The organism is Thermoplasma sp., from assembly GCF_008709555.1.
Lineage (GTDB): Archaea > Thermoplasmatota > Thermoplasmata > Thermoplasmatales > Thermoplasmataceae > Thermoplasma.
The window spans coordinates 24,809-36,166 of record NZ_VYIJ01000001.1; the positions used below are offsets into that span (position 1 = coordinate 24,809).

The 11,358-nt window shown below is 45.0% G+C and carries 12 protein-coding genes; 6 read left to right on the forward strand and 6 right to left on the reverse strand.

Translation table 11 applies throughout. The annotated features are described in order from the left end of the window. Positions 1-247: 247 nt before the first annotated feature. The 3 genes from F6Q11_RS00130 to F6Q11_RS00140 form a co-directional block, all read right to left on the reverse strand. A complete protein-coding gene (locus tag F6Q11_RS00130) occupies positions 248-1,618 on the reverse strand; it encodes a signal recognition particle protein Srp54 (RefSeq protein ID WP_297025650.1) in 1,371 nt (456 codons plus the stop codon). 148 nt (positions 1,619-1,766) lie between these two features. Next, a complete protein-coding gene (locus tag F6Q11_RS00135; protein WP_297025652.1) occupies positions 1,767-2,555 on the reverse strand; it encodes a biotin/lipoate A/B protein ligase family protein in 789 nt (262 codons plus the stop codon). After that, a complete protein-coding gene (locus tag F6Q11_RS00140) occupies positions 2,555-2,815 on the reverse strand; it encodes a lipoate protein ligase C-terminal domain-containing protein (RefSeq protein WP_297025654.1) in 261 nt (86 codons plus the stop codon). Before F6Q11_RS00140 ends, F6Q11_RS00135 begins: the two co-directional genes overlap by 1 nt. A gap of 476 nt (positions 2,816-3,291) precedes the next feature. On the opposite strand from F6Q11_RS00140, the gene F6Q11_RS00145 reads away from it, so the two are divergent. Further along, a complete protein-coding gene (locus F6Q11_RS00145; protein WP_297025655.1) occupies positions 3,292-4,290 on the forward strand; it encodes a tyrosine--tRNA ligase in 999 nt (332 codons plus the stop codon). A gap of 1 nt (position 4,291) precedes the next feature. Here F6Q11_RS00145 and F6Q11_RS00150 read toward each other — a convergent pair whose 3' ends face one another. Then, the gene (locus F6Q11_RS00150; RefSeq protein ID WP_297025657.1) at positions 4,292-4,438 is read right to left on the reverse strand and encodes an AbrB/MazE/SpoVT family DNA-binding domain-containing protein; all 147 of its coding nucleotides are present in this window, start codon (positions 4,436-4,438) and stop codon (positions 4,292-4,294) included. A 191-nt stretch (positions 4,439-4,629) separates the two neighbouring features. On the opposite strand from F6Q11_RS00150, the gene F6Q11_RS00155 reads away from it, so the two are divergent. The 5 genes from F6Q11_RS00155 (at position 4,630) to F6Q11_RS00175 (ending at position 8,853) form a co-directional block, all read left to right on the forward strand. Then, positions 4,630-5,802 carry an MFS transporter gene (locus F6Q11_RS00155; protein WP_297025659.1) on the forward strand — a complete coding sequence of 391 codons (1,173 nt, stop codon included), beginning with the start codon at positions 4,630-4,632 and terminating at the stop codon, positions 5,800-5,802. A gap of 29 nt (positions 5,803-5,831) precedes the next feature. Beyond that, on the forward strand, positions 5,832-6,407 hold the full coding sequence (locus tag F6Q11_RS00160) for a hypothetical protein (RefSeq protein WP_297025660.1): 576 nt from the start codon (positions 5,832-5,834) through the stop codon (positions 6,405-6,407). Next, positions 6,400-6,951 carry a hypothetical protein gene (locus F6Q11_RS00165; protein WP_297025662.1) on the forward strand — a complete coding sequence of 184 codons (552 nt, stop codon included), beginning with the start codon at positions 6,400-6,402 and terminating at the stop codon, positions 6,949-6,951. The genes F6Q11_RS00160 and F6Q11_RS00165 overlap by 8 nt, the downstream gene beginning before the upstream one ends. A gap of 152 nt (positions 6,952-7,103) precedes the next feature. Continuing rightward, a complete protein-coding gene (gene ftsZ, locus F6Q11_RS00170) occupies positions 7,104-8,141 on the forward strand; it encodes a cell division protein FtsZ (RefSeq protein WP_297025664.1) in 1,038 nt (345 codons plus the stop codon). A gap of 37 nt (positions 8,142-8,178) precedes the next feature. After that, positions 8,179-8,853, forward strand: coding sequence for a chlorite dismutase family protein (locus tag F6Q11_RS00175; RefSeq protein ID WP_297025665.1), 675 nt, complete (start codon positions 8,179-8,181; stop codon positions 8,851-8,853). On the opposite strand, the gene F6Q11_RS00180 is transcribed toward F6Q11_RS00175, so the two are convergent. Continuing rightward, complete coding sequence (locus tag F6Q11_RS00180; RefSeq protein ID WP_297025666.1) at positions 8,803-10,248, reverse strand: THUMP domain-containing protein; 1,446 nt, start codon at positions 10,246-10,248, stop codon at positions 8,803-8,805. The two genes, F6Q11_RS00175 and F6Q11_RS00180, sit on opposite strands and share 51 nt — an antisense overlap. Next, positions 10,245-11,315: a hypothetical protein gene (locus tag F6Q11_RS00185; RefSeq protein WP_297025667.1), complete on the reverse strand. Its 1,071-nt coding sequence runs from the start codon at positions 11,313-11,315 to the stop codon at positions 10,245-10,247. The genes F6Q11_RS00180 and F6Q11_RS00185 overlap by 4 nt, the downstream gene beginning before the upstream one ends. Positions 11,316-11,358: the final 43 nt, after the last annotated feature.

Here is an 11,358-nt window from a genome sequence, read left to right on the forward strand (position 1 = left end):
CGAGCAGGTCCTAACAACGATATCGGTGGAGGCAATACTCAAGGCCATAGCTGAAAAATATCCAGAGGTCGTGAAGGAACTGGAAGACCTCATCTAGGTTTTTAAAAATTTTAAGAATCAAGCGAAGAACATTTCCATTATTTTCTGAGTATTTTTCAACTCAATATCCTGCATTTACATTATCCTTCGGTTTTCTCACAGCGATGATCCTATGTACGTTGATGATTATGGTTGGCCTTTCCAGGGATCATTCCTTTATACCAAGATCCTCCAGTCCGAAGTTTCCCGATCTGAAATTGGACTGCAGCATCTTTTTCAGGCCACGGTTCCCCTTCATCATCTTCATGTTGTTCTTCATGGCCTTGAACTCCTTGAGCAGCATTCTCACATCTTCCTCTCTAACTCCTGCTCCCCTGGCAATCCTCGTTATCCTCTTGGCATTGATTATCTCTGGGTTTTCGAGCTCCTCAAATGTCATGGAATCCATTATAACCCTGTACATTCTGAGCTTATCCTCGGCGCTCTGTATCTTCGAATCATCAATCTTCTGTGAACCAGGTATCCTTGCAAGCGGTAGCGCATCAACGAGCTTCTTCATGAGCCCGGGCTTGGAGAATTTCTCCCAGACATCGTACATGTCCTTAAGGTTGAATTTGCCGGTCATCAATTTTTCAAAGGATTCTTGTGCCTCCTCTTCGGTTATTTCAGCCTCCTGAACCGTTTCGAACAGGGATTCTAGATCGCCCAAGCCAAGAAGCCTGGACAGGAATTTCTTTGGATCGAATACCTCCAGATCATCCATGTGTTCGCCTGTACCTATGAAGTATATTGGCACATGTATCTCAGCCACGGCGCTTAGGGCTCCACCTCCCTTGGCTGTCCCATCCATCTTTGTTATTACTATGCCCGTTACGCCGATCGCATCATTGAACGCCTTGGCCTCTGGGCCAGCCTGCTGCCCCATGGTGGCATCTATTATCATAAGCACTTCGTCTGGGGCGATCGCATTCTTTATTCTCTTGATCTCGTCAAAGAGTTCGGCATCCATGGAGTCTCTTCCGCTGGTATCTATGATCTTAACGGGCACATCTTTTAGCTGTTCAAGACCGCGCTTTATCAGCTTCACAGGATCCTTTTCGTTCTGGTCCCCATAGAATTTCGCATTGACCTCCGACGCGATCTGTTTAAGCTGATCATAGGCCGCATACCTGTGAACGTCCGCAGCTATCAAACCTGAGTTCAACCCCTTCTTGGCGAAGAAGCGGGCGAGCTTGCCGGCTGTCGTTGTCTTACCGTTTCCGTAGAGACCAACGAGCATTATCGTTTGAGGCTTCAGCTTCACGTTTGATGGTTCTCCCAGTATCTTCAGCAGCTCTTCATATATTATCCGGACCATGTAGTCCTGATGGGCCATCCCAGCAGGTGGCTTCTCCTCAAGAGCACGTCTTTCAAGTTCTTTGGTAACCTGAATGACCGTCTTTACGTTTACATCGGCCTTAAGAAGAATGCGTTGCAGATCCTTCGATACCTCCTTTACGGTATCCTTATCGATATAGGTAGATCCCGTGATCTTTCTTATCGTTTCACGCAGAGAGGCCGAGAAACTTTCAAGAACCATATGTATCCATATCGATCTTTGAATATTTAAGTTATCCATCCCTGTTCATAATGATGCTGGAAATGCGTTTGGGCCATTTCCAACAAACATCAATACGGTTATATCCCCATAAATATATTGGAGAAAAAATCATCGTTATTGGGGCAGATCAGACTACCTCTTTCCTTACAAGTCCCATGTTCCATTCTTCTGTGCTGTATTTTCTGTTGAAGAGATCATGTGCCATCCTTTCCTCACTTTCCGATATGGTGTCCTCAACGAAATCTATGTGGAGTGTTTCTGAAAATCCTTTTATAAGGGCATCTCTGACGTCATCTATAGATACATCCACGAAATCCGTTATGTTTGCCACTCTTTCTCTGGTGCTCTTGGCGATCTTGTCCCTGAATTTCTCGTCCGGCACCTTTAGGACAGCCGATAACATATCCAGATTCGTGTGGACAAGCATAGCCGCATGCCACAGTTTGGCTCCCTTCCTCATGGCTCCAGCTGCACCCATTATCTTTTTCTCGCCAGCCATTATGTCGGTCTTCTTGTTGACAGGGATCGATACGTCGTTGAGTTCGCCGGGCCTTGCGTCCAGGCCTATGATCTTAAGGGACTTCACGACGGCCTCGTTCATCATCCTGAACATGGATGTTATATCCATATCGTCGCTGGAACGTACGACTGAGAAGTTTAGATCTCCGAGATCGTGATAAACCGCACCTCCACCTGTGTAGCGTCTGGCCAGCATTATCCCATTCTTCCTCATGTAGTCAAGATCAACCTCCTCCTCCGCGACCTGGAAATATCCTATTATGACTGATCGATCATGCCTGTAGAACCTCAGTATGGGCTTATCACCATACTGGAAGCTCCGGTATATCGCTTCATCATAGGCTAGGCTCATTCGCGTATTGCCTAGGGTTTCAAGTAAAAGAAGTCTGCCCTCCATCACATCACCTTCAGTGCCTGAACAAAGTCCTCGGGATCAACCCCCGGGGTTATAACACCCAGATCATAAAACCTCTTTACGACCTCCTGTATATCTTTGATGCTCGTTCCTCTCAGCATATCTTCAAGGCTGGTTATGGAATCCTCAGGGAACATGAAAAAATCACCTGATATATGAATATCCGTTATCCTGTCTCCATCCACGTCCATCGTGACTCTTATGAGTCCCTTCTTTGCCTTCCAGTTCTTGCTGTATCTCATACGTTGAACTGAATCGCGTTTCATTTATTACTGTTTCGACACCCGTTGAGATACAGCTTGTGAATACATGTGATCTACTCCTCAGCTGAAGCTTCGGATTTTCCTGCTTCAGCGATCAAACTCGATGTCCATACAAAAAGATCGCAGTTTTCCGTCATTGGAAACCTTATTTGGATCCACATCTGGAAGCAGGGTTACGGATGTTGCGATCTCCGCAGGCGTTGATTCGGATTTTACCGATCCTACTTATGTATCACACCACTTGGTCTTCGTGGAGGATACAAGAAAAGGTAGATACATACTTTATGAATATTTCCGTTGAGGGGAGTCCGTGCATCTCAGACCGAGGAGAGTTTTACTGCCTTCCTCAAACCCATAACCCTTCTATAAATTATAGGTAGGCGTTAAGGCGGATGGCGTCTGCGCATCTCTGGATCATGTAACATTTATTAACGGCACCAGCGATAACCGATGTGATGCATTTAATCGATAAGATCAGCAAAAATACCCGTGAGATCGTTACGAGGGATGATGCGGAGAAACTTGAAGAGAAGAGGGGGATAAAGTCATACATAGGTATAGAACCTTCCGGGATTCCGCATATTGCCACGGCTGTGATGTGGCCAAGGAAACTAGCGGAGATCCAGCATGACATGAAGATCACGGTTCTGCTTGCAGACTGGCACGCGATGATAAACAACAAGCTGCATGGAGATCTCGAACTCATCAGGAAGGGTGGTGAAATTCTCAGGAGAACCTTCATGGCGGAGGGCTTGACGGAAGCTGATTATGTCTGGGCATCGGATCTTGTGAGTTCATCTGAATACTGGAGGATGTTCATAAATACGGCCAAGAAGAGCACCCTCAAGCGCGTCATAAGGGCCCTTCCCATAATGGGCCGTAGCGAGACGGATGCCGAAAAGGATTTCAGCATGTACCTTTATCCGATAATGCAGGTTACTGATATATTCTATTTAGACGTCGACGTGGCCTTTGGCGGTATGGATCAAAGGCATGCACACATGCTGGCAAGGGATATCGCGGAGAAGATGAAGAGGAAGAAAGTAGTATCAGTCCACGGTTTTCTGCTCAGCAGCCTCAAGGGAAACACCAGGATGGATAATTTCGTAAAGATGTCAAAGAGCGATCCGAATTCAGCGATACTTGTTACCGATGATCTCGAACATATTGAGAAGAAGATAAACGCTGCCTACTGCCCACCACAGCAGGTCGAAGGAAATCCTGTTGCCGAGATAATGAAATACATAATCATACCATACTATGAAAAGGATATAGAGATATCTGGAGCAAACGGAAAGATCCAGGTTGATGGTGTGGAAATGTTTGAAGGATCGTACCAGAAGGGCGATATTCAACCGCCGGAATTGAAGCACACAGTTTCCACTATACTTGATGAGATGATTGATCCTGCAAGGAAATCCTTAGAAGGGATAGATCTGTCAGAATTCCAGTGACTCATTCTATCTTTTCTATCGTGACCCTTCCGTCGTCATCGAAAAAGCCTATGATATCCTCTGGCTTGATATCGAGCCTCTGTATGACCTTCTTTGGTATGGTTATTCGGAGGGACGAACCCCTGCTCGACACATGCGAAACATCCATTAATTTTTTTACCGTAATTAGATATCAAAGTCTTAATATTAAGATTTTTTCATTTCTGTAAAAATTCAATATTTGAAAAAAATGGAATAATTGTTAAAATACAACTTTACCCACGAATTAAAATGTTTTAATAACGTAATTACATATTATGGCAGCAAACGATATATCTACACGCTGCATAACCTACCGCATTGAGGAGGCACTCTGATAACAGTAATTTTGGCGCAGTGATGCGGGACAGGAACGCCAGTCTCATAGGTATTATAGAGGGGATGCGAACCTTCTCCGCCTTCCTGCCTATCCCTGTGTTTTCACTATATGCATTCAGATACACAAACTCTGGAATTCTAGCCGGTATTGCACTTGGAATTTATGGAATCGCGATGATCTTTTCTCAGATATTCATGGGAACGTTATCTGATACGATTGGGCGGAAGAATGTATCCATTATTTCATCAATTCTGTTTTCGATCGGAAATCTCATATCATGGCATCCGATGGATATTCAGATCTTGATATTTTCCAGGTTTCTGGCAGGGCTTGGTGCCATAAGCTCTCCATTGATGGCGCTCCTGAATGAACGTGCAAGCCCTGAAAGAAGGACGGCATATATGGCCTTTGTAGGTACATTCTCAGGTATCGGCATCGTCATTGGCGTGATAGCAGGTCCTGAGCTTTCTAATTCTCTTGGAATCAATGCTATATTTCTCATATCTACGGTTCTCGGTTTAGTTTCTATACTTCCAATATGGTTGCTGTGCGAAGGTGATCCTGTGATTAATAGGCACCTCAGAATGAGAGGCGATTTGCCTTTCACATTCTCTTCATTTGTTTCATCATTTTTGCTCTTTGCCATATTTTTCTTCCTTCCGATTTACTGGAGTTCAGGAACACGGGTTATATCATATGGATCTTTCATTATATTATCCCTCATCCCAGCTGGCCTGATAGGTATATTCATCAGCATCAGAGCTGGAATGAGAGTGCGTATAGCGACAGTCACGCTGATACTTTTTGCCATATCCGCTGTATCAATGTTTTATTTCAGTGGATTTCTGTATTCCGTGATGATCGGTTTCTTTGTATTTGCCATCGCATACACCATATTCGAGATATCCTTCATTCCCCTTCTGATCAGGGATCAAAGTGGTGATTACGGCTCGATCATAGGCTTCTTCAACGGAGGAAGATACGCTGGAGAATTTGCTGGATCTCTGGCCATGGGCACTCTATTCGTTAACTCTAGAATTTTTCATGGTATGCATGCACTTCTTCTTGTAATTATGCTTATGATTGCATTTTCAATATTATTACTGAATGTTAGATATTCCAAATATGGCAATGTGTTCAATATACACAATTAAATTTAAATAGCCACCTATGATCAAGTTCTATGAATTACAAGAAATTAATTCCTCTCATAGCGGTTGCGCTCCTTCTTCCGACGGTCGCAACGGCCGCCGTGATAGTTTCAGATAGCTATAGCGTAAGCATTAACACGACGACTAATGGGCTTTATCTTGCTCCAGGGCCAAATTATGATACCGCAAAAAATGCAGGATACATTTATGCACCGGTAATCGGATCTGGCAATACCGCTAATATAACCAGCGGATCCCAGATAATGTTGAATTACACAAAGTACTCTGGAACTGACTTCCTGATGAACGTGCTTGAGATAAAGGATCTCGGTGTCAACGGTGTGCTGTACCTCAATGGCAGCCTTCCATCTGGAATATCGATCTATGTAAGCAACAACAGTCAGTCTCACCTTTCATGGAGCAGCGAAGGTTATTCGGTGGTGAATGCCACAACTGGTGCTAGCTCTCATGAATCCCCCTATGCTCCTGGCGATCAAATTACACTGAGTGCTGGTCATGTCTATTACATAAGCTTCGTCATAAATGTGATTGGAATATCTTCCTCATCAACGTCTTCAACACTGTATCTGAACTACGCCTATGATTAGATATCTTCTCGTGGCCATCATAGCAATCTCTTTGATGGCCCTTTCCATTTCCGGGGCGATGCCGCCGATAGCTGTATCTAATGAATACGAGATGCCAGTCAATGCCCTTTCGGGGAAGGTCTATCTGACGTATGGCCAGAACATAGCAATATTTGGAAACATATCGGTGAACAATACCGCAAATTCATCAACTATAGGCAGTGGTTCCACAATATATCTGAACGCTTTTCATTTTTTTGGTTCCTCTATACTTTACGTGTTTGATGCTCTTCAGGTGAACGACTCCTTGCCCACAGCATATCAGGCTGTTCTTTGGATAAATGGATCTATACCATCGGACATCTTCATATTTGCCCAGAATAATACCTCAACTTACATACTTTCAGGAAATAACAGCTTCAATCTTTCAGTAAATGCCACAGTATTTTTCAGTTTTTATGCCATATCTACCAATGCTGCTCCCCAGAACTTCACTCTCTATTTCAGTTATATAATAGATGGTGAAATAGTAATCGAATACACCTATAACTTCGTAATGGATTGAATGATTTCTGATCTGGCAGTTTCTCGCCGACACGACCAGAATGAAAGAGAAAATCGAACATATGATGAATGGATACATTATTATATGGGTATGAATGCAGGATTTTCATTTTCAGCAAAAGAATTATTTACATAAGGGATTATAGTAGCCATATGGTCGACCAGAACGAAAGCACTGAGGACATCTGGACGAAGGACGAAGACCTCACAAGGATAATCGAAGACCGCAATTTCAGGATAAAGGTATTTGGGTTCGGAGGTTCAGGTTCGAATACGATCAACAGGCTCATGAGGGAAAATCTTGTCGGAGTAAAGCTCATCGCATGCAATACAGATGCTGCGCATCTTCTCCGTATAAGATCTCATGCGAAGATCCTTCTCGGAAAGAATCTGACAAGGGGCCTCGGCGCGGGTGCAGATCCAACCATAGGTGAAATGGCAGCGAAGGAGTCAGAGAGTGAGATCCTCAGGCACATAGACGAAACAAGTATTGTGTTCATAACGGCCGGCTTCGGTGGTGGTACCGGCACGGGTGCAGCTCCGTACGTTGCCAAGCTTGCAAAAGATCGTGGCGCCCTTACCATAGCCTTCGCTACCTTGCCATTCAGTTCAGAGGGTTATGTGAGAATGAAGAATGCAGCAGAGGGCATAAGGAAACTGGTCAAGAACAGCGATGCCGCCATCGTCATACCCAACGACAAGCTCATAGAGAAGTATAATGATGTACCCGTGTACAAGGCATTCAAGTTCGAAGATGAAGTGATAGCCACTGGAATAAAAGGTATAACGGATCTCATAATGAACACGGGCACCATAAACCTCGACTTCAACGATCTGCGGAAGGTCATGAAGGATGCTGGCTATGCTGCGATAGGAATGGGATCATCGAATCAGGCGGTCAACGACAGGATTGTTGAGGCGCTTGAGAGAGCCCTGGATTCTCCGTTCATGGATTATGATATATCGCATGCAAAGGGCGCAATAGTAAACGTTACAGGTGGTAGGGATCTGCAGCTTCAGGAGGCCCAGCAGGCTGCCGACATGCTCAGGAAGAAGATATCCAGGGACGCCACCATAATGTGGGGTACGGTTATAGACGAGAATATGCGCAGCGGTGTTCGTATTCTCATAATAGTCTCCGGCATAAGGCCCAACTTCAAATTAGATCAGGATCTAGAGGAGGTAAGATGATAGGTTAATGATAATTACTATAATGTAATATCCATTCATGTCTGAAATATACACATCTGTTGTTTCCTACCGCCTTCTCGAAGGGAGGGAATACAAGGAGGCAACGGTCAGATTCATAGATAAGGGCATAAGATCGATTGCTGAATTCTTTTCTGCAGATCCCGGCTTTATAAATTTCCACCTATACCGATCCTACAGGACCGATTCCGACATAATATTCTGGTACTCAAGCAGGGATCCGGATCTCATGATTCTGGCAAAGGACAGGGTGCAGTCCATCATGCGTCAATTTGCATCTCCGGCGTACTCTTCCATATCCATATATGATGAAAGCCCATACAATGCCATGAACAAGAAGCTCGAGGACAGCCTCAAGCTTCCTCCATTGAGGTATTTCGTGGCCTATCCCATGTCCAAGACACCGGACTGGTATCTTCTGGACTTCGATACGAGGAAGGATATAATGCACGAGCACGTCAAGATGGCTCTGAACCATCCCGATGAGAAGGGAATAAGATCATACACGACGTATTCATTCGGAATAGGAGATCAGGAGTTCGTTGTTTTATACGAGGTACCTGACATAGCTGCGTGGTCCAGGGTGACCGAAAAACTGAGGGAGGCCAGGGCAAGGAAATGGATAGTTAAGGAAACACCGATACTACTTGGCAGGCTGGTCGATGCCGCCGAGTTTACCGGATTCATTTTCTGATACCATCTTTTTTATATCTCTGAACGTGGAATAGTAGGCTTTTATACCGTGGTTCCTTAGTACGGAAGCCACGTAGGCGCTCTGAAGGCCCATACTGCAGTAGATCACATATGTCCTGTCTTTATCGCTGATGTCCATGGCTTCACGGATCGTCATGTTAATAGAATCAGGTACGTGTTCCTTATCATACGCGGATCTAGGCCTAAGATCGATGACAACCGCATCTTTAGGCAGCGATCCCTTCAGCGAAAGGTCTGAACCGACCATCCCGGTGAGTCCATCAATATCGTAGGATCTTATGCTGCTGAACAGATCCTCCATGTCTATGGCCTTCATATCCTCGTCGATGTCCTCTGGCCTGGATCTTATTATTGGATGGGATGCAAATAGGGAGCAGAACTCTCCCATATTGACCTCCGGGAACGTTCCTATTCTTCTCGCGATATCGACAACTTCGTCCTTGTCCATGCCTATGAGGGGGCGGATAACAGGAACGCTGATACCGTTCTCTATGGATCTGAGATTCTCAGCGGTCTGCGATGAGACCTGCCCCAGAGACTCTCCTGTGACTATCCCGTTGTACCCATTCTCAAGTGCAAGCTTCTCCGCAAGCCTGTATATTACCCTCTTGAATGTGACGTTGGAGTACCGTGTCTTTCCCTCAACCACCATGGTGCGTATGAGCGACCTGCAGTCCGCAATGAATATCCTTGGTTTTTTGTATGGGGCCCACCTTTCCACAAGCTTCTTCACAACATCCACGAATGCCTTGAGATCCACAGGATAAGAGAGCGAGCAGAACAGGATATCGCAGGGTGATCCGCGTTTCATCACCATCCACGTTGCAACCGGAGAGTCGATGCCACCAGATACCAGTGCGATGTATTTGCCCTCGGATCCCAGGGGCAAGCCTCCAGGTCCAGGTATCACGTCATGATAGAAGAAGACGTCCTTTCCGAGGATATCGGCGTGTATCCATATGTCAGGATTCCTGAGGTTGACGCCCGCAGATTTATCGTAAAGTGCATCGCCTATGGATCTCTCAACATCAAGCGAGGTGAAGCTGTGTGTGCCTGTTCGGTTGCATCTTACTCCGAACGTCTTTCCACCGACCTTTTCTCCATAGAGATCTGAAGCGATTTTCCTTATGTCTTCAAGGGTTTCAAAGCGAAAACGATTCACAGGAGAATACGATTTTATGCCCATGATGTGGCGCAGAGGCCCATCGTCTTCCGCATCTACAAGGATATGGCCGGACATCAACCTGCAGTTTGATCTCATCCCTCCTATCTCGTAGTATCTCGTTATATTACTCATGAGGATATTTTCCATCCTCTTTCTTTCTCTCTCGCCCTTGAGTCCTATCTCCGAGTATCTGACCATGTAGAGGGTCATTGCGTTACACCAGCTGATACCATGAGATCCTGGATTATGCCCGGATTCACGTTGGCCAGCCTCGTCTTGAGATCCTCTATTGAAATGTGTCCATCTGAGATCAGGCCCTTGACAAGGTAAGAATATTTCTGGAAGACGTATTTGACAAGGGGCAGTAAATCGCTCTTCTCAAGCAGATTAGTGTCGCCTATGATCAGGGAAGTAACGGTCTTCTTTCTGGCCATGAGGTTCTGCATTATTCCCGTAATGTATGATGATATTGATCTTATGGTCTTGTAATCAATGTACTTGGACAGGATGGGATCGCCGTCGACATTCACCTTACCAGAGTCATCCTTGTAGTCTATGCGTATCATATCCGGATTATCCACGGGATAGAAGAACGATATCTGAGAGAGCGTATCCTCGTTCTCTATCATGACGCTTATGTACTTAGGACTGTACTCCACATACGATAATATGTACTTGTCCAGTTTTTCGTAGTCCACCGATACCTCAGAACTCATCAGGGATCTCCCCTTTCTGACCGGTATGCGTATTCCTTTGGTTATGGACGACATATATACGGTATCCTTAAGCTCCGGCACAAGGCTGCAGTTCAGCGAGAACTCATAGGATATGTTGTCGTCGCACCTGTATACGGCCCTGGCCTGATAGGAACCGCTTACATGGTTAAGGTAAACTGTGTAATCTATTATGTGGAACGGATCCTGTATCATGAACAGGCTCAGGCTTCCGATGGATCTGTTAAGATCCCCATCCATCTTCTGTTTTATGGCGTTCTGATCGTCCCTGGCCCTGGCCTCTATCTTCTCCTTTATCTGGGATACGGCAAGCGAAGCGAATTCTATTATCTTATTCTTAACATCTGATGCGTCAACTCCGGTCTGCGAGAAATCGAAGTTCTGAACCGTGTTCTTTATTTCAAGTACGAAGTTATCCGCTATCTTCTTTCTGTTATCAACGAGGATGCTGAAATTTTCATAATCTCCCTTACCCTTCCTGTAGTTCTCCATGTATACGAGGGCATCTATGAGGTTTGATATTGATTCTGCAGTTATAGCCATGACAGTCAGTTTATTCAAAAGTATTATAAAGCAATATCTCAAT

Excerpts from the sequence above, each read along its gene's own strand:
- F6Q11_RS00185 (WP_297025667.1), bottom strand. The coding sequence starts at position 11,315 with ATGGCTATAACTGCAGAATCAATATCAAACCTCATAGATGCCCTCGTA.
- F6Q11_RS00160 (WP_297025660.1), top strand. The coding sequence starts at position 5,832 with ATGAATTACAAGAAATTAATTCCTCTCATAGCGGTTGCGCTCCTTCTT.
- F6Q11_RS00150 (WP_297025657.1), bottom strand. The coding sequence starts at position 4,438 with ATGGATGTTTCGCATGTGTCGAGCAGGGGTTCGTCCCTCCGAATAACC.
- F6Q11_RS00130 (WP_297025650.1), bottom strand. The coding sequence starts at position 1,618 with ATGGTTCTTGAAAGTTTCTCGGCCTCTCTGCGTGAAACGATAAGAAAG.
- F6Q11_RS00140 (WP_297025654.1), bottom strand. The coding sequence starts at position 2,815 with ATGAGATACAGCAAGAACTGGAAGGCAAAGAAGGGACTCATAAGAGTC.
- F6Q11_RS00165 (WP_297025662.1), top strand. The coding sequence starts at position 6,400 with ATGATTAGATATCTTCTCGTGGCCATCATAGCAATCTCTTTGATGGCC.
- F6Q11_RS00175 (WP_297025665.1), top strand. The coding sequence starts at position 8,179 with ATGTCTGAAATATACACATCTGTTGTTTCCTACCGCCTTCTCGAAGGG.
- F6Q11_RS00180 (WP_297025666.1), bottom strand. The coding sequence starts at position 10,248 with ATGACCCTCTACATGGTCAGATACTCGGAGATAGGACTCAAGGGCGAG.
- F6Q11_RS00145 (WP_297025655.1), top strand. The coding sequence starts at position 3,292 with ATGCATTTAATCGATAAGATCAGCAAAAATACCCGTGAGATCGTTACG.
- ftsZ (WP_297025664.1), top strand. The coding sequence starts at position 7,104 with ATGGTCGACCAGAACGAAAGCACTGAGGACATCTGGACGAAGGACGAA.
- F6Q11_RS00135 (WP_297025652.1), bottom strand. The coding sequence starts at position 2,555 with ATGGAGGGCAGACTTCTTTTACTTGAAACCCTAGGCAATACGCGAATG.